Here is a 22,600-nt window from a genome sequence, read left to right as displayed (position 1 = left end):
ACGGTTGCGGATCGCCATGAACGGATAGAAGAAGTCGTTGAGGATGCGTTCGCAGGTGGCGCGGTCGCCACTGCGCAGCGCTGCATAGAATTCGTTGGCGAGCGCCGGCACGAAGTTGAAGACGGCCGAGGAATAGGTGGTAAAGCCCGCCCCGAGATAGGCTTCGGCAAAAAGCTCGGCTGTCGGCATGCCGCCGAGATACATCAGCCGGTCGCCCATCTTGGCGGTGACCTGGCGTACCAGGCCGATATCGCCGGTGCCATCCTTGAAGCCGATGAGGTTCGGGCATTCGTCGCAGAGCCTTGCGAGCGTGTCAGCCTGCAGAACGGAATTGTCGCGGTTATAGACCATGACGCCGATGCCGACCGACTGGCAGATCTTCTTCACGTGGGCGTAGAGGCCTTCCTGCGGCGCATCGATCAGGTAGTGCGGTAGAAGCAGGATGCCGTCCGCGCCAACTTTTTCGACGGAGCGGGCGATGTCGATGGCGATCTCGGTGCCGTAGCCGCACCCGGATACGATCGCGGTCTCGCCGGACACTTCCTTGGCGGCGGCGACGATGCCGGGAATTTCATCCGGCTTCAGCGAGAAGAACTCGCCCGTGCCGCCGGCGGCAAACAGTACCGGTGCCTTGTAACCAGCGAGCCATTCTACATGGGCTTTGTAACTGTCGGGCGCAAAGCGGCCCTCCTTGTCGAAATGCGTCACCGGGAAGGAAAGCAGGCCCGATCCAAGCGCGGCCTTGATCTGTTCTGGGGTCATGTCGTGCGGATCCTCCCTCAATCTCGACAGGCCTAGCTAAGCAAGTCATCACACACATGTCAACACGTCATAATACAAGTTATCATATAAGATCGAGGCCATACGCTGCGCCCCTCTTAATGTTCCGCTGCCGCACGAGCATTCATATTGCGAGGAACACATAATATATGTTAGCTGCTATTGTATGATCTCTTTGGCGAGAGCCGTGCCAGGCACGTTTCGCCTTCGGAAAAGGACGAGCGATGGAACGGCTTCTGATTACCGGTGCTGCGGGCCAGCTGGGCAGCGTCATGCGCAAGAAACTCACAAGCCTTGCGCCCGTAATCCGGCTTTCGGATCGCGCGCCCCTCGATCCGCCGGCCCCCAACGAGGAGTGCGTCGAGTGCGACCTCGCGGATGCTGCCGCCGTGCACGAACTGGTGAAGGGCTGCGACGCAATCGTGCACCTCGGCGGCATATCCGTTGAACGGCCGTTTTCGGAAATCCTCGACGGCAATATCCTCGGCCTCTACAATCTCTATGAAGCAGCCCGCGCCAACGGGCAGCCACGTATCCTGTTTGCCAGCACCAACCACACCATCGGCTATTATCCGCAGGACGAGCGGCTGACAGCCGGCGTCCCCTATCGGCCTGACGGGCTCTACGGCGTCTCGAAATGCTTCGGGGAAGCGCTGGCGCGCATGTATTTCGAAAAATTCGGCCAGGAGACGGCGCTGGTGCGAATCGGCTCCTGCATGACCGAACCGCTCAACTACCGCATGCTTTCGACCTGGCTGTCCCATGACGATTTCGTCTCGCTGGTCGAGGCGGTCTTTCGCGCACCGGTGCTTGGCTGCCCGGTCGTCTGGGGTGCGTCGGCCAACGACGCCGGCTGGTGGGACAATTCCCACATCGGCTGGCTCGGCTGGCACCCGAAGGACAATGCGGAGGTTTACCGCGAAAAGATCCTTGCTAACACGCCGAAGCCAAACCCGACGGACTCGCTCGTCCGCTTTCAGGGTGGCGCTTTCGTCGACGACCCGATCCACAAGGACTAGCATCATGGAGCGCCCTCGCGCCGATCGCAACCAGCAACGGATTGCGCCAGAGTTTGCCGATGGCGTATCGAGAAGGTCAAACGAAGTCCTGGAACGGCCATCATCATGACCAACGCAACCGCACCCGACAACATCGCTCCGCCGGCCAAGACGCTGGTCGCCAAGATGACGGATGCGTTGACGGCGCAGATTGCAGGCGGTCATTACCGACCCGGGGACCGGCTGCCCTCCGAAGCGCAGCTCACGCAGGAATTCGGCGTCTCCCGCACGGTCGTGCGCGAAGCGATCGCGGCCTTGCGCTCCGGCGGCCTCGTCGAGGCCCGGCACGGCATTGGGGTTTTCGTGCTGGAGCCGGCGCCATCTGCACCGCTCCCGTTCCACGGCGTCGATCTCGCCCGCGTCTCGTCGCTGATCGAAATGCTGGAACTGAGGACCGCCGTCGAAGGCGACGCTGCCGCTCTTGCCGCCCTTCGCCGCTCGCCGGCGCAGGAGGAAAAGATCGCCGAAGCCTTCGATGCCTTTTGCGCCAGCGCCGCCGAGGGTCGCCCGAGCGCCGAGGCCGATTTCAACTTCCACCTGGCGATCGCGCAGGCCACCAACAACCCGCGCTTCAGCGAATTCCTGCAGGTGCTCGGCCCCGCCCTCATTCCGCGCCGGGCGGTTTCACAGACAGAGGAAGAGGCAGCGCTTTCCGCCGCCGACCTGACACGGCTCGTCTCCGAGCACGAAGCGATCCTGGTCGCGATTCAGGATGGAAACGAAGACCAGGCCCGCATGGCAATGCGTCAGCACCTGAAGAACAGTCAGCTGCGCTACCGGTCGATGCTGCGCGCCGCGCGTTGACACGCGCAAGGTTTTCAGTCGCTGCCAAGCCGGCGAATGTTGCTCGCAAGCTCGGCGGCGAGGCGAAGGGACGCCGCAGTCGCTCCGGCCATCTGCGGCATGATCAGCCATTCGAGCGTCCAGGCGGCGCCGGAGCGCTCCTGCTCATGCACCAGGGCGTGATGCATGCCTGAAAGCTGGGTTGCGTTGAAGCGGGCCAGCGACACCAGTGTCTCGGCCGCCACCGGATTGTGCTTGTGCGGCATGGCCGAGGATCCGCCACCACCGGCAAGCTCGATCTCGTCGCCCAGCTGCGCCATCAGCGCGATATCCTGACCGAACTTGCCAAGGCTGCCGGTCACCAGCGACAGCGCATTGGCGAAGTCCGCCACCTCCGAGCGCTGGCTGTGCCATTGCGGAAAGTCCGCAAGGCCGAGCTCTTCGGCGAGCGTCGCGCGCACCTCGTCGGCACGGTCCTTCAGCTTTTCAAGCGTACCGGCCGCACCGCCAAACTGGACGGCGAAGAGATCGCGGTCCATCGCCTCCAGCCGATCCTTGTGGTCGAGCAACGGCTCGATCCAGCTGCGCAGCCGGTCGGAGACGGTGATCGGGATCGCCGCCTGCATGCGGGTGCGGCCCATCAGGGCGCGATTCCCCCACGCGCCGTCGCATTCTTCGAGCACCGAGACGATGTTGCCGAGACGGACGGCGAAAAGCTCGGCAACGGCCTTCATGCGAAGCATCAGGCTGGTGTCGACGACATCCTGGCTGGTGGCGCCGTAATGCACGTATTCGGCTGCACCGCCGCCGACGGACGCACGCAATTGCCGGACAAATTCCGGGACGACGACGCCGTCCACCCCCATGGCGCGCTTGAGCGCGATGACGTCGGGAGAGAAGGCGCGACAGGCCTCGTTGATCCTGTCGGCAGCCCCGCCCGGGATGATCCCGTGCACGGCCTCCGCGCGAGCCAACGCCGCCTCGAAGGCAAGCATGGCGTGAATATCGGCGGCGGTCGAAAATTCGGCAGCAACGGCTTCGTCTCCCAGAAGCCCGGAGAGATAGGGATGGTCAAAGGCGGAATAGGTCATGGTTGCCCCGCTTGTTGTCGCCGATGCCGGCTTTCCCGAACGAAATGCCACCTGCTGCACCGGGCCGCCTCAAGCGGCCCGCGATGTCCAGGCGTGACATTCCTGTTCAGATGTCGAGGAAAACCGTTTCCTTCTCACCCTGCAGGTGAATGTCGAAGACATAATTAGGCGCGGCACCAGCAGCGACAAGCGTCGCCACGCGATGGCGGTGCTCGATCCGCATAAGCAGCGGGTCGGCGGCATTGGCTTCAGCCTCGTCGGGAAAATACATGCGGGTGTGCAGCCCGACATTGATGCCGCGCGCGACGATCCAGAACGTGATGTGCGGCGCCATCTGCCTGTCACGGCTGAAAGGCACGATCCCGGGCTTTACCGTCTCGAAGCGGTAGACACCGTCTTCGGCACCGGTCGAACAGCGCCCCCAGCCGGAGAAGTTCGGGTCAGCGGCGCCGCGGATCTCGGTCGGCGAATTGTAGAGGCCGCTCGCATCCGCCTGCCAGATCTCGACCAGCGCATCCTTGAGCGGCATGCCGGCGCCGTCGATGACGCGGCCGGTTACAGTGATGCGCTCTCCGCGGGTCTGGTCGTTGACCATGCGCGATCCGAGGTCGACCTCGTATACGCCGCCGATGCCGCAGAAATTCGGCGTCAGGCCGATATGCACATAGGGGCCGGCTGTCTGCGACGGCGTTTCCTTGAGATAGTTCAACGGCTGTACCATCAGTTGCCCTCCAGCCGGTTCTCGAAAAGGGTCGAGCGGCGACCGCGCAGCACGATGTCGAACTTGTAGGCACGCGCATCGAACGGGATCGTGTTTGCCCAGTCGAGCGGCGCGATCAGTTGTTCGACCGCCTGGCGATCGGGGATCGTGTTGACGATCGGACACTTCCAGATCATCGGATCGCCCTCGAAATACATCTGGGTGATCAGGCGCTGCGCAAAGCCGTGGCCGAAAACCGAGAAGTGGATATGGGCCGGGCGCCAGTCGTTGACGCCGTTCGGCCAGGGATAGGGGCCGGGCTTGATGGTGCGGAAGGCGTAGCCGCCGTCCTCGTCGGTGATGGTTCGGCCACAGCCGCCGAAATTCGGATCGAGCGGCGCGAGATAGCTTTCCTTCTTGTGGCGATAGCGGCCGCCGGCGTTGGCCTGCCAGAATTCGAGCAGCGCGCCCGGCACTGCGCGACCCCGCTCGTCGAGCACGCGCCCGTGCACGATGATGCGTTCGCCGATGGCGCTCTCCCCGGGACGGGCGAAATTGTGGATGAGATCATTGTCCAGTTCGCCGAGCAGCGAATGGCCGAACACCGGTCCGGTGATTTCCGAGATGGTGCCGTCAAGCGAGAGCAGCGCCTTTTGCGGCGAGCGGAGCACCGAGGTCTTGTAGCCCGGCGTCAGCGCCGGTGCGTGCCACGCGCGGTCGCGCGGGAAAAACGCACCGGTCTCCGGCTTTCCGTTGGTTCTGTCCGACATCATCCTCTCCCGTCATCCTTTCCCATCAGGTCGCCGTGCCGGCATCGATTTCGGCAAAGACCCGCTTGGCGATCTTGATCGCATGGTTGGCCGCCGGCACGCCGGCATAGATCGCCACATGCAGCAGCGCCTCGCAGATGTCGTCGCGGCTCGCGCCGGTGTTTCGGGTCGCGCGCACGTGCATCGCCACTTCATCGTCCTGGCCAAGGGCAGCAAGCAGCGCGATCGTCACGATCGAGCGCTCCCGTTTCGTCCACGTCGGCCGCGACCAGACATGGCTCCAGGCCGCCTCGGTGATCAGGTCCTGAAACGGTCGATCGAAATCGGTCATCACCGACTGCGCCCGGTCCACGTGGTCGTCGCCAAGCACGGCCCGCCGGGTGGCCATGCCCTGGCGATGGCGGTCGGAGGGCGCGGAAGCTTCATCCATGGGCTTTGTCTCCCTGCATAACGATTTCGAAGAAGGCCCGAAGCACCGCCGTCAGCGCCTCCGGCTTTTCCACACAAGGGATGTGGCCGGCGTCGGCAATGACTTCATAGCGGGCGCCGGGAATGAGCCGCGCTGTTGTCAGCACGACATCCGGCGGCGTCGAACCGTCCTGATCGCCGACGACACACAGCGTCGGCACCGCGATCCGGGCGGCAGCCTCGGTGTAATCGGCATCGCGGATCGCGCCGCAGGTGGCGGCATAGCCCGTTGCCGACTGGCGGATCAGCATGTTGCGGTAGCCGACGAGGGCCGCGTTCTCGGGGCGCCGGAAGGCCGGCGTGAACCAACGCTCGAGGATGCCGTCGGCGATCGCCTCGATGCCGCGTTCCTCGATCGCCGCAATGCGCGTCGCCCACAATTCCGGTGTGCCGATCTTGTGGGCCGTGTCGCAAAGTACCAGTGCCCGCACGAGGTCGGGGCGGCGCTGGTAAAGCGACTGGGCGATCAACCCGCCGACCGAAAGGCCGCAGATGATCGCTTGGCTGACCGAGAGCATGTCGAGCAGTCCCGCCAGGTCATTGGCGTGATCTTCGATCGCATAGGGAACTGGGCCGATGTCGGAGAGGCCGTGGCCGCGCTTGTCGTAGAGAACAATCGCGTAGTCCCCGGCAAGGCGCACGATGACATCCCGCCAGATCCGGAAGTCGGTGCCGAGAGAATTGGCAAAGACCAGCACCGGCCGTTCGGCCGTGGCGCCGATGACCTGATAATGGATGGTGATGTCGTTGATGCGGGCAAACTGCACGGGCTCTCTCCTCCGTCCTCAAATTGGATATTTAATCTGGTTAGGTAAAATGATATTTCACAGGCTTTCATTAACTTGAGGGTTATGAATTCGATGATCGACTCCCGGGTCAAGTTTCGCCATCTGCAGACTTTTGTCGAGGTCTCCCGGCAGAAGAGCGTGATGAAGGCTGCCGAGCTGCTTCATGTCAGCCAGCCGGCCGTGACCAAGACGATCCGCGAGCTCGAGGAGGTTCTGGGCGTCGCCGTCTTCGAGCGCGACGGTCGCGGCATCAAGATCACCCGTTACGGCGAGGTTTTCCTGCGCCACGCCGGCGCGGCCTTGACGGCGCTCCGGCAGGGGCTCGATTCCGTGTCGCAGGAACGCGATGGCGACGGCGTTCCCGTGCGTGTCGGTGCCCTGCCGACGGTCTCGACCCGGATCATGCCGCACGCCATGACGCTCTTTTTGCAGGAAGACACTGGCGCGCGGATCAAGATCGTCACCGGCGAAAATGCCGTGCTGCTCGAACAGTTGCGGGTCGGCGACCTTGACCTCGTCGTCGGCCGGCTGGCGGCGCCGGACAAGATGACCGGTTTTTCCTTCGAGCACCTCTATTCGGAACAGGTGGTGTTTGCCGTCAGGGCGGGCCACCCGCTACTTTCAGGCGATCGTTCGGTCTTCGCGCGCCTTGCCGAATTTCCGGTGCTGATGCCGACACGCGCCTCGATCATCCGTCCCTTCGTCGAGCGTTTCCTGATCACCAGCGGCATTGCCAGCCTGCCGAACCAGATCGAAACGGTCTCGGATGCCTTCGGCCGCGCCTTCGTGCGGGCAAGCGATGCGATCTGGATCATTTCGGCCGGCGTCGTTGCCCGCGACGTCGGAGACGGAACAATCGCCATCCTGCCAATCGACACCAGTGAAACGAAGGGACCCGTTGGCCTGACGATGCGCGCCGACGCGGCACCCTCGGCAGCGCTCTCGATCCTGATACAGACCATTCGGGAGGCCGCAGCCGAGGTTGCAGCTCAAGCCTGACGAAACCGTGCGGCGATTAAAGGCTTTACAAGCGCAAGCCCGCGACCGAGATTGCCGCTCCAACAGACCGGTGACCCGATGCCAGACCCCTCTGCCCTGACCGTCGAGACCTTTACCCGGAAACACGCCGCCGCGATGCTCGACTGGTTTGCGAGCCGCGAAGCCCTCATTCAGTGGGGCGGCCCTGATCTGTCCTATCCGCTGGACACGGCGCAGATCGAGGCGATGTTGGCCGAGACGGCCGGAGCCGAACCGTCGCGCTGGATGTTCGCCGGCCTCGTCGGAGACAGGCTCGCCGGTCATGTTCAAGTCGCGCTCGACTGGCGAAACGGCGTCGGACGCCTCGCCCGCGTCGCCATCAATCCCTCGATGCGCGGCCAGGGTCTCGCTCAGCCGTTCCTGCGTGAAGTCACCACCCGGTTCTTCGCCAATTCGGCCTTCGAACGGCTGGAACTCAATGTCTATACGTTCAACGAGACGGCGATCCGCACCTATAACGGCCTCGGTTTTCGCGAGGAAGGCGTGCGGCGCTCCTCCGTCAAGGTCGGCGACGCCAGGTGGGACACGGCACTTTACGGGCTGCTCAGGACCGAATGGACCTGACGCCAAGCCAAGGCATCAAAACGGTAGCCCGACATAGTTTTCCGCCAGCGCCGTCTCGGCGGCGATCGAGTGGGTGAGATAGTCGAGTTCGGCTTCCTGGATGCGCTGGTCGAAATCGCCGGTGTCGGGAAAGCGATGCAGCATCGTCGTCATCCACCAGGAAAAACGCACCGCTTTCCAGACGCGGCCGAGCGCCCGTTGCGAATAGGCGTCGACGCCGGCATCCGAGCGATCCTGGTAGTGCTCGAGCAGCCCCTCGAACAGATAGTGCACGTCGCTGGCCGCCAGATTGAGCCCTTTCGCGCCGGTCGGCGGCACGATATGGGCGGCATCGCCGACAAGGAACAGGCGGCCGAACCGCATCGGCTCGGTGACGAAGGAACGAAGCGGCGCGATCGATTTTTCGAAGGAGGGCCCCGTCACCATCGCCTCGGCATGGTGTTCAGGCAGCCGCCTGCGCAATTCGTCCCAGAAGCGCTGATCGGACCAGTCCTCGATCCTCTCGTTGGAGGCGCACTGGATGTAGTAGCGACTGCGGGTCGCTGAACGCATCGAGCAGAGCGCGAACCCCCGCGGATGGTTGGCATAGATCAGCTCGTGATCGACCGGCGGTACGTCGGCGAGAATACCGAGCCAGCCGAAGGGATAGACCTTCTCGAATGTCTTGAGCGCTTTTTCGGGCACGGACTTGCGGCTGACGCCGTGAAAGCCGTCGCAACCGGCGATGAAGTCGCAATCGATGCGGTGGCCGGCGCCATCCTTGCTGTAGGTCACATAGGGCTGCCGGCCATCGAAATCATGCGGCTCGACATCGCCGGCTTCGTAGATCGTCGTCGCGCCGGAGCGCTCCCGATGCTCCATCAGGTCGCGCGTCAGCTCGGTCTGGCCATAGACCATGACGCGCTTGCCGCCGGTCAGATGCATGAGATCGATGCGATGGTCGCGGCCGTCGAAGGCAAGCGAGAAACCGTTATGCGGCAGCCCCTCCCTGTGCATCCGCGCGCCCGCCATGGCGCGGTCCATCAACCCGACGGTGCCTTCCTCCAGCACGCCGGCGCGCACGCGACCAAGGATGTAGTCGCGGCTGACCCGGTCGAGAACGATGTTGTCGATCCCGGCCTCGCTCAACAATTGCCCGAGCAAAAGCCCTGACGGGCCCGAACCGATGATCGCGACCTTGGTGCGCATGCTCTCCTCCAGACCTGCCTTTTGGCAAAATCTGCGCCGGACCGGCCTCGCCCTCAATGGACAAATCCGCCATGAAATTGCACAAATCGAACATTGCTTCAGGACACGCGACATGAAGAAGACGGTTCCGACCTACGAGCTCTATGGCGAGAAAACCGGGGAACGGCCGGATTTCTGGCTTCATTGCGAGACGATCCCCTCGCGAAGCAGCCTCTACCACTGGGAAATCGGGCTGCATCGGCACGAGAGCTTCTTTCAGATTTTGTACATTGCCGGCGGCTCTGGCGATGCCGTCTTCGGCAGTGCGGTCCACACGATCGAGCCGCCTGTCGTCATCACCGTTCCGCCGGCGCACGATCACGGGTTCCGCTTTTCCCGCGATATCGACGGCTTCGTCTTCACCATCCTGGCCTCGCATTTGAAGGTGTCCCCGGGCGAGCGCAGCCGGCTCGGCGCATGGATCGCAACGCCGCGACTGACGCGGCTCGACGGCAGCGCGCACGCCACCTACGTCGCCGGCACCCTCGTCCGCCTTGCCGCGGAATGGGAAACCAGCCGCAGCCATCGCACCGATCTGCTGGACGCCTACCTCACCACCGCCCTGACGCTGACTGCACGTCTGGGCGAAGCGGATCGTGACGATGACGACCCCGACGCGAGTGAAAACGACGACAGGGTGCAGCGCTTCGAGGCGCTGTTGCAGAAGCATTACCGCTCGCATTGGCCGGCTGCGGCCTACGCCCGGGAACTTCATCTCTCGCTGACCCATCTCAACCGGATCACCCGGACGGCAACCGGCCTCAGCGCCCACGAGATGATCACGCGAAAGCTCGTCGCGGAGGCCGGACGAGACCTGGTGTTTACGCGGGCGAGCGTCCAGGAAATCTGCTTTCGCCTCGGCTTCGCCGATCCCGCCTATTTCTCGCGGTTCTTCCTGCGCCAGACCGGCATGACGCCCCGCGCCTGGCGGTTGGCCGAGCGTGCGCGGCTCGGCGCCTAGGAGCTATCGGCGACCGGCCCGCGAGCGATTGCATACAATCCAGAAAGCTTTTGGAAACGACTCAAAACGGGAGCAGAATCAAGGCTGCGGGTCCGAGGGGGGCCCGCAGGAAATACGGAGGAAGACATGGCAGTACGCGATCCGTCGCCCTCGTTGTACAACGAGGATCTGGCACCGGCCGAGGAGCGCCGGTGGGGCGCTTTCAGCATCTTCAATGTGTGGACATCCGACGTGCACAGCCTGTGGGGCTATTACCTCGCAGCCAGCCTTTTCCTGCTTTGCGGCAGCTTCATCAACTTCGTCATCGCCATCGGCATCGGCTCGCTGGTGATCTTCGTGCTGATGAGCATGGTCGGCAATGCCGGCGTGCGCACCGGGGTGCCCTTTCCCGTGCTCGCCCGCGCCTCCTTCGGCACGTTCGGCGCCAACGTCCCGGCACTGGTGCGCGCCGTCGTCGCCTGCTTCTGGTACGGCGCACAGACGGCAGCCGCCTCCGGCGCCATCGTCGCGCTGCTCATCCGGAACGACAGCCTGCTTGCCTTCCACCAGAACAGCCACATGCTCGGCCACTCGACGCTCGAAGTCATCTGCTACGTGATCGTCTGGTCGCTGCAACTGCTCATCATCCAGCGCGGCATGGAGACCGTGCGCAAGTTCCAGGACTGGGCGGGTCCGGCCGTCTGGATCATGATGCTGATCCTGGCCGTCTACCTGATCGTGAAATCGGGAACCTTTTCCTTCGGCTCGGAGATCCCGCGCGACGTGCTGATCGAAAAGACCAGGGACGCCGGCGTTCCCTGGGAACCGGGCACCTTCCCGGCACTTGCCGCGGTCGCCGCCACCTGGATCACCTATTTTGCAGCACTCTATCTGAACTTCTGCGACTTCTCGCGTTACGCGACAGACGAAAAGACGCTGCGCAAGGGCAACCTGTGGGGCCTGCCGATCAACCTTCTGGCCTTCTGCCTCGTTGCCGGCGTGACGACGACGGCCGCCTTTGCCGTCTATGGCGAAGTGCTTCTGCACCCGGACCAGATCTCGGCGAAATTCGACAGCTGGTTCCTCGCGCTTCTAGCGGCGCTGACCTTCGCGGTGGCAACGCTCGGCATCAACGTTGTCGCCAATTTCGTTTCACCGGCCTTCGACTTCGCCAACGTCTTTCCGCGGCAGATCAACTTCAAGCGCGGCGGGTACATCGCCGCCCTGATCGCGCTCATCCTCTACCCCTTCGCGCCCTGGGAAACGGGAGCCGCCCATTTCGTCAACTTCATCGGTTCGACCATGGGGCCGATCTTCGGGGTGATGATGGTCGACTACTATCTGATCCGAAAGGCACAGCTGAACGTCGAGGCGCTTTATCACGAGGATGGCGAGTTCCGCTTCCAGGGCGGATGGCACGGCAACGCCTTCATCGCCTTTGCGATCGGGGCGCTGTTTTCGTCGATCCTGCCGACCTTTACCAACATCCTGCCCGCTTGGTGGGGGATTTACGGCTGGTTCTTCGGCGTGGCGATCGGCGGCGCCATCTACTATGTCCTTCGAATCGGCGCCCGCAAGCCGGCCTTTGCGCCTTGATCCGTGCCTGTGCAAGGCCGCAACCGGGCACAGGCAACTTGACGACCGAAACCCGGCCGTTGCCAAAAACTAGATGGCGATATGCGCGTTGAAAGAGACGCGCCCCGCTCCGTCTTGCCTATGCTCGAACGCCCCGTTCACGCCAAAGGTTGCCTCGATCAGCCCGCTGCCGGAGAGAGCACGCGCTCCGCCACAAAAGACCGTTTCGCCTCTGGCAAGCAGCATGATTTGGTCGGCGATCGCCATCGCCTGGTTGAGATCATGGATGGCGACGACGACCGTCATCTGCCGCTCCCGCCGCAGCCGGCAAAGCAATTCCAGCACTTCCACCTGATGGCCGATGTCGAGAAAGGAGGTCGGCTCGTCGAGCAGGAGAAAGGCGGCTTCCTGGGCCAGCGCCGCGGCGATCCAGGCCCTCTGGCGCTCGCCGCCGGAGAGCGCTCTCAAGTCACGGTCGGCGAGGTCGACGAGATCGGTGCTTTCCAGCGCCCACTCGACCGCCCGCCGGTCCTCAGCTGTAAAGCTGCCGAAGAGCCCCACATGGGCGAAGCGGCCGTGCCGGACCAGTTGCGCCACCGTCAGCCCCTCGGGCGCAAGCGGCGCCTGCGGCAGGAACGAGAGCCGGCGCGCCAGATGCCGGCGCTTCCAGGCCCGGACGGACCGGCCGTCGAGTCTCACGTCACCGGTGTCGGGCCTGGTAAGGCCGGCAAGCGCATGCAGCGCCGTGCTCTTGCCGGAACCGTTCGGACCGATCAGGGCGACGATCTCACCCTGGCCGAGACCGAGCGAAAAGGTCTTGAGCGCGCAGTGCCCGGCGTAGCGGACGGTCACATCATCGGCTTTCAAAAGCATCGTAGCCTCATCGGTAGCGGCGAAGGAGGAAAAGCAGGAACGGTGCCCCGCCGAAAGCGGTGACGACCCCGATCGGTATCTCCTCGGCGCCGCCGAGCAACCGGCCCGCAAGATCCGCCCCGGTGACGAGCGTCGCGCCGATGAGCGCGGTCAGCGGCAGCACCGCTCGGAAATGCCGGCCGGCCAGCACTTTCGCGAGGTGCGGCACGATCAGCCCGACGAAAATCAGCGGACCGACCACGCCGACGGCGCTTGCGGCCAGCACGCAGGCGATCACGAGCGCAAGCGTGAACTGGCGGCTGTAGTTAAGCCCGAAGGACCGAGAGACGTCCGCCTCGAAACGCAACAGACCGAGCGATCGATGGAGGAACGGCAGCGCCATGAGACCCGCGGCCGTGAACGGCAGCAGGAACAGCACGTGTTCCCAGCCGCGGGCATAAAGGCTGCCCGAAAGCCATTGCAGGACAATCTCGAAGCGTGCACTCCCCCAGCCGGCGATAAGGCCCATCGCAAGCGCATGCAGGAACGCGCCGATAGCGATGCCGCAGAGCGTCATGCGCAAGGGGTTCAAGCCCCTGCTGACGGAAAGGCCGTAGATCGCGGCGCCGGCCGCGAGCCCGCCCGCGGCGCCGGCGAGCGGCAACCAGGCGACCGGCAGCGCATAGAGCGTGTTGGCATCCGCACTGACCCCATAAACGGCGAAAAAGAGGAACACGGTGACCGCCAATGTCGCCCCCTGCGAGATGCCCATGACCGTCGGGTCAGCCAGCGGATTGCGCATGACCGTCTGCAAGAGAGCACCTGCGACGGCGAAATGGATCCCGGCGAGGATGCCGGTGAGGATACGCGGGATGCGGATCGTGCCGATGATCAGTTGGGCATTGTCCGAGCCGCGACCGAGAAGCACGTCGAGGACGTCCGCAACCGGCAGGTCGGCGACGCCCAGGAGGATCGCGACGAGCAGCAGGACAGGGAAGAGAACGGCAAGAAAGACAGTGCTCAGGACAGGCGACACAGGGGCAGTTCTCATCGGTTCCGGCCTCCGGTTCCCGCACCGGCGCCGCGCTGCGTCAGGTAGATGAACAACGGCCCGCCGATCAGCGCCGTGAAGATGCTGACCGGGATTTCCCTCGGGGCCGCGACCGAGCGCGCGAGCGCATCGGCGGCCAGAAGCAGGCATCCGCCGAGCGCAATGTTCAGAAGGATGGACCATCGCGCGCTTTCCGGGCGCAGAAGCCGAACGAGATGCGGCGCCGCCAGTCCGACGAAGGCGACAGGACCGGACACGGGCGTGACGCCGGCCACGAGGCAAATGGCGGCCATCAGCAAGAGAAGCTTCCACAGCCCCGGGTTCGCCCCCATACCGGCCGCGGCATCATCGCCGAGCGACAACAGGGAGATGGCGCGGTGGCAAAGGAGCGCGAGACCAATGCCAAGAATCGTCCAGGGCAGCATGTAGGCAACCTGCGACCAGGACCTGCCCTGAAAGCCGCCGGAGAGCCAGAACAGCAGCGATGGCGATTGCGGCCCACCCCGGACGAGCACGTAGGTCGTGATCGCGTTGAGGAAAAGCGCCACCGTGATGCCGCCGAGCGCCAGATGCAGCGGCGGCGCCTGACCGCCGCGGACCGCCCAGAGTGTCAACAGGGCAGCGGCAAGCCCGCCGGTCATGCCGATGACGGGATAGAGGGCCGACGAAACAGTGGGAAAAAAGACGAAGCTCGCAACGATGAATGTCACGGAACCGGCGGTGACGCCGGTCAAGTCCGGTGCTGCGAGCGGATTGCGGGTGATCGACTGCAGGAGATAGCCGGCGACCGCCAGCGCCGCGCCGGCCAGGTAGGCAGCGATGCTTCGCGGCATGCGCAGCGTCCAGACGATGATTGCGTCGGTGCCGCCGCGCGGCGACAAAAGCGCGTTCAACGCCTGCGAGATCGTCATCGGCTTGGCGCCAAAGATCAACGCCGCGATGCTGACGGCCGCTGCGAGCGCCAGGAGGACACCAAACCAGGACGCCGATCGCGCATGCGCGCTCATGCCCGTTGCTCCGAACGGCCGAGATCGACCGGTGAGTTGGAGGTCGCGCGAAAAAACGCCGAATAGAGACCGATCGCTGCGGCAGCGAAGCCCAAGCCCATGCCGAGCCAGATGCCAGACGCGCCAGGGATCAGGACCATGCCGAAGAGCCAGGCGGACGGCGCCCCGACGGCCCAATAGCTGAGGAGAGTGATCCAGAAGCCCGTTTGCGCATGGCCGGCTCCGCGAAGGGCGCCGATGCCGATGTTCTGGGCGAAATCCGGCAGTTGCACGAAAGCCGCGACAACAAGCAGGGTCTGGGCGGTGAGATGGATCTCGCGTTCGTTCCCGCTTGCCGACAGGGAAAACAGCGACAGGATCGCGCTTGCATACAACAGAAAGAACACGGCGAATGCAGAGGCGACGATTGCCCCGAGTGCCAGGCCGGTCACGCCCACACGCCGGGCGCGCCCGGGATCGCCAGCGCCCAGCGCCTCGCTGACGCCAACGGACGTCGCATGCGAAAGCCCGACTGAAAGCACGAAAACGACGTAGGTGATCTGGCTGACGACGGCCTGCGCCGCCAATGCCGCGGCGCCCAGGGTGCCGATCATCAGTGTCATCAGCGCCGTGAAGGCGGCCTCGGACCCGTAGGACCCGGCCGTGGGCAAGCCGATGGCCAGCAACCGGCGGATGGTGGCAACAATCTCCGCCGCCGCTGAAACGGGCGAAAATGCGATGGTGCGGTGCGTTGCCAGAACAATCGCCGCGAACTGCGCGAGATACGCAAGGGAGCTTGCGGCAGCCACGCCCGAAACCCCGAGCTTCGGCAGGCCGAAGGCGCCAAACAGCAGACCGTAATCGAGCACGGCATTGACGAAGATGGTCGCAATCGTGATTGCGAGCAGAAAACGCGCCCGGCGCCGGCCGACGACGACGCCGCGATAGGCGTAAAATCCGAAGAGCGGGAGGATGCCGGGCGCGAGATGGATGAGATAATCCCGGGCAAGTTCGGCGACACCGGCATCCTGGCCGAGCAGCCGAAGCCCGGAACTGCCGGCGACCATCGCAATCCATGCCAACGCCCCCGCCCCGGCAGCAACGAGGAGCGCTGCGAGCAGGTGCGAGGCCGGCACCTTGTCGCCCGGCGCCGCGGCGACAAGGTTCGAGGTGCCGACGATGAGGCCAAAGCCGATCGTGCGCATGAGGTTGAACACGGCAAGACCGAGGGCGCCGCCGGCCAGTGCGATGCCGCCGGCCCAGCCGAGCATCACCATGTCCGTGGTGGAGATCGCCACCTGGGCAAGCTGCACCAGGGCGAGCGGCGTCGCCAACTCCACGATACGGCGTGCTTCGGAAACTTCGATGTTTGATCCGGACATGACATTCGCCGGCCGCACTTGGGGAGGGGCCGGCTCACCTGCTACTGAATGGCTGCGGGAATGAACTTGCGTGCTTCCGCCTTCACATCGACGGCGGGGAAGGTCTGCGGATAGAGCAGATGGGCGGCCTCGCGCAGCACCATCTCACGGGCGATCGGGCCATGCGCCTCGACCCAATGGTCGCCGACATAGTGAACGCGTCCGTTCTTCACCGCCGAGAGCTGCTGCCAGATCGGATTGCTCTCCTGCGGCCGCTCCGGACCGTAGTCGTAGACGAAGATGACCTCAGGATCCTTCTCCAGCATGGTCTCGAGGCTCATCTCCATGCCCCAGTTTCCAGGGACCGAAGGCGTCGGATTTTGCCCGGCAATGTTGTCGCCGCCAAGCGCGACCAGGATCGCGGCTGTCATGTTTTCCGACCGGAAGACCCAGGGAATGTCCCCGCCCCACATCACCACGAAGCGCGGATGGGTATTTTTCGGCGCCTTGGCGGCGAAACTTTCGAGGTCCTGCTTGAACTGGGCGTTGAGCTCGGGTCCGCGCTTGGGCTGGCCGAGGATGGTCGCAAGCTGCGCGATGGTGCGATCGCTGTCGGCATAAAGCTCGAGATCGTAGGCCAGATACGGCGCGACCTTTTCGTACTGCTGTGCATTGCCTTCCGTGTAGCGCCGGATGGCAACCGTCAGGTCGGGCCTTGCTTCGGCGAGCAGTTCGACGTTGGGCGTCGCCCGCTGACCGATCTGCTTGACGTCATCGAGATGACCGCCAAGGAAATCGGGATGACGTCCCTCGACCATATAGGTGGTGGCGATCGGCTTCAGGCCGAGCGCCAAAGCGACGTCGGCGGCGAAGTAGGAGACCGCCGCGATCTTCTGCGGCTTGGCCGGGATGGCGACCGCAACACCACGATCATCGATCACGTTGAAGGTCATGCCGTCGTCGGCGCGCGCGCCGATCGCCTGACCCAGCAGGCAGCCGGCAAGAACGACAGCGCCGATCATCCGGCGACGCGCCGTTGGTATGAGTGGGCGAGACATGGGAGCTCCTTGGGCGATGAAGAGGTGGATTGGCTGGACGCAAATTTCGGCGCGGTAAACCGTATCGTTCTGATTGAAGACCGTGCACGCCCGATGGCGCAGTGACCGCCACGACCGGACACCGCGACCACGCGTCACCGGTCGGAAAAATCTCTCGACAGCCATGAACAAACCTCCCGATGACGGCGGTTTCGCCTTCCAATATGGAGGATTGTTGATATTTATGCTCAAGTTATTTGCAAGCGAAAGGTTCTCAAACCGGCATGAAAAATTCGCAATCCAAACGTCCCAAACTGCCGCCCTTGAGCGTTCTGCCAGCCTTTTCCGCAGCAGCCCGCACTGGCAGCCTGACGCTGGCGGCCAACGAAATGCACCTGACGCCGGGCGCCGTCAGCCGCCAGATCAAGGCGCTCGAGGACGCGCTCGGGACGGCCCTGTTTCACCGGACCCACAACGCCATCACGCTCACCACCGCCGGCCGACAATTCCTGACTCATGTGAACGGCGCGCTTGCAACGCTTGAGACGGGCGCCCGCGCCATCGGGCCGCAGCGATCCCGGCTGGTTATCCAGGCGCCGATAACCCTTGCGCGGCGATGGCTGATCCCGCGCATCGGCTCCTACCGTCAGGAGCATCCGAGCGAAGATCTCGTCATCCAGTCGCTGGCACTCGGAGCCGGCGAGGCGGCCGATATCACCATTTCCTACCGTCGCTGCGGCGATGCGGACGACCATGGCTCAGCCTTTCTGGTCGACAGAACCGTCGCTGTCTGCTCGCCGCGCTTCTTCTCGAGATCGGAAAACGGGATCGGGCCCGGCGATATCCTGGGATTGCCGATCCTGCTCGACACCGCCGACGCCTGGTCATGGAGACGCTGGTGCGAAGCGGCGGGCACCGGTTTTTCGCCGAAAGGCGGAAGCATCTGCTTCGACACCGACGAAGCGGCGATCGACGCCTGCATTTCCGGCCTCGGCATCGCCCAGGCAAGCCCCGCCTTCATCGAACGGGAATTGCGAAGCGGCCAGCTGATCGCCCTTCTCCCCTCGGTATCACCCGTTGTCGGCGCCTATGAAATCACAAGGCGGGGTGCGACCGGGGCGCCCGAGGGCTTTTGCCTGTGGCTCGAACAATGGGGACTGGCCGAAATCTAGCAGTTTTCCGCATGCCATTGCTGTCACGAGCCTCGGTTGGTGCGTCCGAGGATTTCGCGAACCCCTTGTTTGGTGAAAGGCTGGGTCAGCTGCCGCAGGAAGCCCTTGGCGATCTGGCCCTTGATGCCGATGTCCGTGGAGGACCTACGGTCCGGATTGTAGTAGGTCCCGAACAGGAGATCCCAGACGACGACGTTCTCGCCGTAATTCATGTTGCCTTCGCGAAGATCCTTCGAATGGTGCCAGCGGTGGAGCCTCGGCGTGCTGAAGACGAAGTCGAAGACGCCGGTGCGCATGTCGACATTGCAATGGGTGAGGATGCCGATAAAGGCCGTGACCGCGCCAAGCCACCAGAAGACCGGTAGCGGCGCGCCGAGGCAGTAGAGCGGGATCTGGCTCATCACCACCTTGAACAGCGAATCGGCGACGTGAAACCGGCCGGTGTTGATGACCCAAAGTCGGGTGACGCTGTGGTGCAGGGCGTGAAAGCGCCAGAAGAACAGCTTTTCATGGGCGATGCGATGCGACCAGTAGAGGCCGAATTCGGCGATGATGACGGCGAGCGCGACCTGCAGCAGCATCGGCCAATCCGAAGGCCAGAGCCCGAACTTCAGGGCCGCGAGCGGCTGCAGGATGTTGGCCGCGTACATTGGAAAGACAACGGCGACCAGGCCGGCCAGTTGCAACAATCCCTTTGTCGCAAGCGTGTGTCCGATATCGTTCACCGTCTCGCCATCGGAAACAAGCCAGCTTTTTTCATAGGGTATGTAACGCTCGAGGAAAAACAGAACGAGCACCGCAACGGCATACACGCCCGCAAAGACGCTCACGGGATGCGCGCTCGAAAACGCAAAAGACGAACCCAGCAGCCCGCAGAAAAACACCAGCGGCCAGGCTGTTCCTTCCAGTACCCGTTTCAGCGTGTTTCCCCTTCCCCCATTGCCGCTCTTGCCGTCTGCAACCATCAACGATGCTCCATCCATTCAAGCAGTTCGCGACATGTCCGCGGACGGCCGTCGCTGACCCGTCCGTCGGAGCACGCCTCCACGGACGCACGATTATCCGGCTCGGACCAGGCGCCCCAACGTTCCCGCATATGTCTGCGTCTTATTTCAGCGCAGCTATGCGGCTCACCATCACTTATCCGACCATCACGACAGGGATCGTACAGCTGTCGGACGCTCGGCTGCGGATTGTCCGCAATCCACAGTCCTTGATCATCGGCACGGGCTGGGCTCACCCCAAACAGCACCAGCCACATCGGCAAAACGGCCAATCGCATCGACAGCCTCCTCGTTTGAAGCGTTGCGACGAGATTTGCGGTGAGTTGGTTGCACGAGCATTGCAGGAGGCAGGAGGCTGCAACTGGGCATCCGGCGACGCAACCTTTCCTTGATATCGTAAAAAAAGAATCTGTAATTCTCTTTTCAACGTCAAGGAGGCCCGACGATGGACGTTAAGGACAGGAAGACCTCGGCGCGCGAAACAAGCAGCCTGTTGACCCTCGACGCAACCGCGCAGGCGCAGCTCGTTTCAGCCGGCGAGATCTCGCCGCTCGAACTCGTTGACGCCGCGATAACGCGCGGCGAGCGGCTCAATCCGCACCTCAACGCCGTGGCATCCGTCGATTTCGATCTGGCCCGCGCACGCGCAAGGGATAGCGAGCGGAAGGCTGCGATGCCCTTTGCCGGTGTCCCGACCCTCGTCAAGGATCTGTTCAATTATCCCGGCCACCCGACAGGCTTCGGCTCGCGCATGTTCAAGGGACAACCCGCCCAAGGTGGATCGGACTATGCGGCGGCGATCGACGCCGCCGGCTTGATCGTGCTTGGGAAAACGACGACATCGGAATTCGGCCTGCTCGGGACGACCGAGACGCTGGCCCATGGGCCGACGAGAAATCCGTGGAGCCCCACCCTTTCGACCGGCGGCTCTTCCGGCGGAGCGGTCGCGGCTGTCGCCTCCGGCATGGTGCCGATCGCCCACGCCTCCGACGGCGGCGGTTCGATCCGCGGGCCGTCGTCATTCTCGGGGCTTTTCGGCTTCAAGCCGAGCCGCGACCGCACCGTTTCCGCCGGTCTGCCGCCGACGATGCCCACGGCGCGGCTGATCAGCGACCATTGCGTCAGCCGGTCGGTGCGCGACAGCGCGACATGGCTTGCCGTGACCGAGAAAAAAAATCTGCAGCGCGCGCTTCCTGCAATCGATGTCCTGAGGCAAGGGCTGAAGCGGCGCCTGCGCATCGGCGTTTACCGTCGCGACGCGTTTGGAAATGGCGTCACGGCGCCGGCCGAGGAAGCCTTGAACACCGCCATCGCCCTCTGCGAGGCGCTGGGACACCACGTGGTCGAATGTGACGGACCGGGTGTCAACGCCGAGGACACCAGCGATGCCTTTTTCGCGCTGACCGGGATTGCTCTCAGCGGCCTGTTCGATCACGTCGCGACCATGATGGGCCCCGCCTTTGATGAGACCCTTTTCGAGCCCTACACGGTCGAGCTTGTCCGTCGTGCCCGGCGCATGCCGGGGGCCGCCGTCGCCGGGGCGATCCGGGCGATGCATGCGGGTGAAGCGGCCGCGAACCGCACGATCGTCGACCATGACGTGCTTCTTTCGCCAACCGTACCCTTTCCCGCCTTTCCCCTTTGCCAGAGAGGTCCGACGGAGGATCCGGATCAGCTCATCGCCTTCACGCAACGCCTCGCAGGCTTCACCAATGTCGCATCCTTCGCCGGGTGGCCCGCGATGTCGGTGCCGCTTTACTGGACGGAGGATGGCTTGCCGGTCGGATGCCACTTCGCGGCGGCAACGGGTGAGGACGCCCTGCTGTTCTCGCTGGCCTTCCAGCTGGAAGAAGCTGCCCCCTGGTTGCCTCGCTTGAGCGAACTTGCAGAAGGTCTGTCATGCCTCAGCGCCTGAAGGAAGAATTGCGCGAACGGCTGCTTGCAGCGGCGGCCGCAGTCTTTGCCGTGCAAGGCTTCGAGAAGGCAAAACTTGCCGACATGGCAGAGCTGGCGGGGACAAGCACAAGCAATATCTACAAGTACTTCACTGATAAGGAAGCGCTTTTCCACGAGATCGTGACGCCGGCGCTTGCAGGCCAGCTGCTGCGCCTGTTGCGGGCGCGGGTGCGCGAACTGCAGTCGATCGGCAATTGGCTCGAAGCCGACGCCGCCGGATCCAGTCACGCCCGCGCGCAGCTGTCTTTCTGGATCGAGCAGCGACACGTGGTGCTGATCCTCCTTCGCGGCGCCGAAGGCACACGCTACGCCCATGTCAGGGGCCTGATGATCGGGGAGATGCTGCGGCTCGCCGCGCGTTACGTGGCTGAACGTCAGGGCCCGGAGGCACTCACGCCCCTGTTGCGCTTCATGCTCGCGCGAACCTTCACCCGGACGATGGACACCATCGCCGACACGCTTGCCGAATATCGGGACGCCGCGTCCATTCAGGCGGCCATATCGCTCTTCTGGCGCTACCAGCTTGCAGGGCTGCAGTCGCTGCTGAACCCGCAACAGCAGCAAGGCGGCGTTTCAACCGCCGGCCCCGGTCAATCGTCCGAATAACGCTCCTCGCGCCACGGGTCGCCGCGCATGTGGTAGCCGTTGCGTTCCCAGAACCCGGCCATGTCGCCTTCGCGAAAATCGATGCGCGTCAACCACTTGGCGCTTTTCCAGAGGTAAAGATGCGGGACGACCAGCCGCATCGGCCCGCCATGGGTGCGGCTGATCGGCTGGCCCTCCCAGTCGGTCGCAAGGATCGCATCCTCGGCGGCGAAATCCGCCAGCGGCATGTTGGTGGTGTAACCGTCGTAGCTCGTCAGGAACACGTGGCTCACCTCGGGTTTCGGCATCACCTGATCGAGAAGGTCGCGCGTCGCCACGCCCTGCCAGCGATTGTCATAGCGCGACCAGGTGGTGACGCAATGCATGTCGGAGAGACGGTCGCTCTGCGGCAGCGCCTTGAAGCCTGACCAGTCGAGCGACAGGGGATGTTCGATATGGCCGGTGATATCCAGCCGCCAGGTCTCCGGGCGGATCACCGGCTGCTGACCGAGATCGAGGACCGGCCAGTCCTTGACGAGATGCTGCCCCGGCGGCAGGCGCTCTTGTTCAGGCCGCGTGATCCTGCCGGTCAGGAACTTGCCATCGGCGGCCCAGCGCCGCTTGGTTTTGGTCAACTTGATTTCCGGCGGATGCGTCTCGTCGGTCATGACCCTTTACTCCCCAGCCCGAATTCGTACGCCAAGCGGAAATAAGAGGCGCGCAACGGCAGAACGTCAAGCACCGATACGCGGCGCTGAGGGACCGCCGGGGCTCGTCGAGCGCATGGTCTCGGCACTGGGGCTCGCTGCTCCAA

23 protein-coding genes are annotated in these 22,600 nt (G+C 63.9%); 9 read left to right on the top strand and 14 right to left on the bottom strand.

The genetic code is table 11. The annotated features are described in order from the left end of the window. Positions 1–762, bottom strand: a 762-nt coding sequence (locus tag VGO12_RS29865) for a 5-dehydro-4-deoxyglucarate dehydratase (protein ID WP_327516363.1), incomplete at its 3' end; no start/stop codon positions are given. A 242-nt stretch (positions 763–1,004) separates the two neighbouring features. Here VGO12_RS29865 and VGO12_RS29860 point away from each other — a divergent pair. After that, entirely contained in the window at positions 1,005–1,799 is a 795-nt protein-coding gene (locus tag VGO12_RS29860; protein ID WP_327516362.1) for an NAD(P)-dependent oxidoreductase, read from the top strand. A 105-nt stretch (positions 1,800–1,904) separates the two neighbouring features. Further along, positions 1,905–2,642, top strand: a complete 738-nt coding sequence (locus VGO12_RS29855; protein WP_327516361.1) for a FadR/GntR family transcriptional regulator — start codon at positions 1,905–1,907, stop codon at positions 2,640–2,642. A gap of 14 nt (positions 2,643–2,656) precedes the next feature. On the opposite strand, the gene VGO12_RS29850 is transcribed toward VGO12_RS29855, so the two are convergent. The 5 genes from VGO12_RS29850 to pcaD all read right to left on the bottom strand — a co-directional run bounded on the left by VGO12_RS29850 (position 2,657) and on the right by pcaD (position 6,417). Next, a complete protein-coding gene (locus VGO12_RS29850) occupies positions 2,657–3,712 on the bottom strand; it encodes a 3-carboxy-cis,cis-muconate cycloisomerase (protein ID WP_327516360.1) in 1,056 nt (351 codons plus the stop codon). Positions 3,713–3,818: 106 nt separating this feature from the next. After that, complete coding sequence (gene pcaG, locus VGO12_RS29845; protein WP_327516359.1) at positions 3,819–4,433, bottom strand: protocatechuate 3,4-dioxygenase subunit alpha; 615 nt, start codon at positions 4,431–4,433, stop codon at positions 3,819–3,821. Beyond that, positions 4,433–5,182: a protocatechuate 3,4-dioxygenase subunit beta gene (gene pcaH, locus VGO12_RS29840; protein ID WP_327516358.1), complete on the bottom strand. Its 750-nt coding sequence runs from the start codon at positions 5,180–5,182 to the stop codon at positions 4,433–4,435. The genes pcaG and pcaH overlap by 1 nt, the downstream gene beginning before the upstream one ends. Positions 5,183–5,207: 25 nt before the next feature. After that, positions 5,208–5,612: a 4-carboxymuconolactone decarboxylase gene (gene pcaC / locus VGO12_RS29835; protein WP_327516357.1), complete on the bottom strand. Its 405-nt coding sequence runs from the start codon at positions 5,610–5,612 to the stop codon at positions 5,208–5,210. After that, positions 5,605–6,417 (bottom strand): 3-oxoadipate enol-lactonase, encoded by an 813-nt coding sequence (gene pcaD / locus VGO12_RS29830; RefSeq protein WP_327516356.1) that lies wholly within the window; start codon positions 6,415–6,417, stop codon positions 5,605–5,607. The genes pcaC and pcaD overlap by 8 nt, the downstream gene beginning before the upstream one ends. Positions 6,418–6,510: 93 nt before the next feature. Between pcaD and pcaQ the strand changes: the two genes are divergently transcribed. Together pcaQ and VGO12_RS29820 are read left to right on the top strand one after the other, a co-directional pair. Continuing rightward, positions 6,511–7,437 carry a pca operon transcription factor PcaQ gene (pcaQ, locus tag VGO12_RS29825; protein WP_327516355.1) on the top strand — a complete coding sequence of 309 codons (927 nt, stop codon included), beginning with the start codon at positions 6,511–6,513 and terminating at the stop codon, positions 7,435–7,437. A gap of 78 nt (positions 7,438–7,515) precedes the next feature. After that, positions 7,516–8,040 (top strand): GNAT family protein, encoded by a 525-nt coding sequence (locus VGO12_RS29820; RefSeq protein ID WP_327516354.1) that lies wholly within the window; start codon positions 7,516–7,518, stop codon positions 8,038–8,040. A 15-nt stretch (positions 8,041–8,055) separates the two neighbouring features. Here the strand turns inward: VGO12_RS29820 and pobA are convergent, their stop codons facing one another. Next, on the bottom strand, positions 8,056–9,228 hold the full coding sequence (pobA, locus tag VGO12_RS29815; protein ID WP_327516353.1) for a 4-hydroxybenzoate 3-monooxygenase: 1,173 nt from the start codon (positions 9,226–9,228) through the stop codon (positions 8,056–8,058). A 112-nt stretch (positions 9,229–9,340) separates the two neighbouring features. On the opposite strand from pobA, the gene VGO12_RS29810 reads away from it, so the two are divergent. Together VGO12_RS29810 and VGO12_RS29805 are read left to right on the top strand one after the other, a co-directional pair. Then, positions 9,341–10,228: a helix-turn-helix domain-containing protein gene (locus VGO12_RS29810; RefSeq protein WP_327516352.1), complete on the top strand. Its 888-nt coding sequence runs from the start codon at positions 9,341–9,343 to the stop codon at positions 10,226–10,228. A gap of 126 nt (positions 10,229–10,354) precedes the next feature. Next, positions 10,355–11,803, top strand: a complete 1,449-nt coding sequence (locus VGO12_RS29805; protein ID WP_327516351.1) for an NCS1 family nucleobase:cation symporter-1 — start codon at positions 10,355–10,357, stop codon at positions 11,801–11,803. Positions 11,804–11,872: 69 nt separating this feature from the next. Here VGO12_RS29805 and VGO12_RS29800 read toward each other — a convergent pair whose 3' ends face one another. From VGO12_RS29800 to VGO12_RS29780, 5 genes are read right to left on the bottom strand one after another with little or no spacing between them, the layout of a single operon-like run. Then, a complete protein-coding gene (locus VGO12_RS29800; RefSeq protein ID WP_327516350.1) occupies positions 11,873–12,655 on the bottom strand; it encodes an ABC transporter ATP-binding protein in 783 nt (260 codons plus the stop codon). A 7-nt stretch (positions 12,656–12,662) separates the two neighbouring features. Then, positions 12,663–13,685, bottom strand: coding sequence for an iron ABC transporter permease (locus VGO12_RS29795; protein WP_327516349.1), 1,023 nt, complete (start codon positions 13,683–13,685; stop codon positions 12,663–12,665). Next, positions 13,682–14,692 (bottom strand): iron ABC transporter permease, encoded by a 1,011-nt coding sequence (locus tag VGO12_RS29790; protein WP_327516348.1) that lies wholly within the window; start codon positions 14,690–14,692, stop codon positions 13,682–13,684. Before VGO12_RS29790 ends, VGO12_RS29795 begins: the two co-directional genes overlap by 4 nt. Further along, positions 14,689–16,053, bottom strand: coding sequence for an MATE family efflux transporter (locus tag VGO12_RS29785; protein ID WP_327516347.1), 1,365 nt, complete (start codon positions 16,051–16,053; stop codon positions 14,689–14,691). Before VGO12_RS29785 ends, VGO12_RS29790 begins: the two co-directional genes overlap by 4 nt. A 41-nt stretch (positions 16,054–16,094) precedes the next feature. Beyond that, positions 16,095–17,054: an ABC transporter substrate-binding protein gene (locus tag VGO12_RS29780; protein ID WP_414650798.1), complete on the bottom strand. Its 960-nt coding sequence runs from the start codon at positions 17,052–17,054 to the stop codon at positions 16,095–16,097. A gap of 338 nt (positions 17,055–17,392) precedes the next feature. Between VGO12_RS29780 and VGO12_RS29775 the strand changes: the two genes are divergently transcribed. Continuing rightward, positions 17,393–18,241: a LysR substrate-binding domain-containing protein gene (locus VGO12_RS29775; protein ID WP_327516345.1), complete on the top strand. Its 849-nt coding sequence runs from the start codon at positions 17,393–17,395 to the stop codon at positions 18,239–18,241. A gap of 23 nt (positions 18,242–18,264) precedes the next feature. On the opposite strand, the gene VGO12_RS29770 is transcribed toward VGO12_RS29775, so the two are convergent. Continuing rightward, on the bottom strand, positions 18,265–19,206 hold the full coding sequence (locus VGO12_RS29770) for a sterol desaturase family protein (protein ID WP_327516344.1): 942 nt from the start codon (positions 19,204–19,206) through the stop codon (positions 18,265–18,267). Positions 19,207–19,690: 484 nt separating this feature from the next. Here VGO12_RS29770 and VGO12_RS29765 point away from each other — a divergent pair, with 484 nt between their 5' ends. Further along, the gene (locus VGO12_RS29765; protein WP_327516343.1) at positions 19,691–21,160 is read left to right on the top strand and encodes an amidase; all 1,470 of its coding nucleotides are present in this window, start codon (positions 19,691–19,693) and stop codon (positions 21,158–21,160) included. Next, positions 21,145–21,807: a helix-turn-helix domain-containing protein gene (locus tag VGO12_RS29760; protein ID WP_327516342.1), complete on the top strand. Its 663-nt coding sequence runs from the start codon at positions 21,145–21,147 to the stop codon at positions 21,805–21,807. The genes VGO12_RS29765 and VGO12_RS29760 overlap by 16 nt, the downstream gene beginning before the upstream one ends. Here VGO12_RS29760 and VGO12_RS29755 read toward each other — a convergent pair. Then, positions 21,792–22,454, bottom strand: coding sequence for a sulfite oxidase-like oxidoreductase (locus VGO12_RS29755; RefSeq protein ID WP_327516341.1), 663 nt, complete (start codon positions 22,452–22,454; stop codon positions 21,792–21,794). The genes VGO12_RS29760 and VGO12_RS29755 overlap by 16 nt on opposite strands. Positions 22,455–22,600: the final 146 nt, after the last annotated feature.

Origin of the sequence: Ensifer sp. (genome assembly GCF_035999135.1) — a bacterium.
GTDB lineage: Bacteria > Pseudomonadota > Alphaproteobacteria > Rhizobiales > Rhizobiaceae > Ensifer.
Note: the sequence above shows the minus strand (reverse complement) of the source record. Positions and strands in the feature narration are given on the sequence as shown.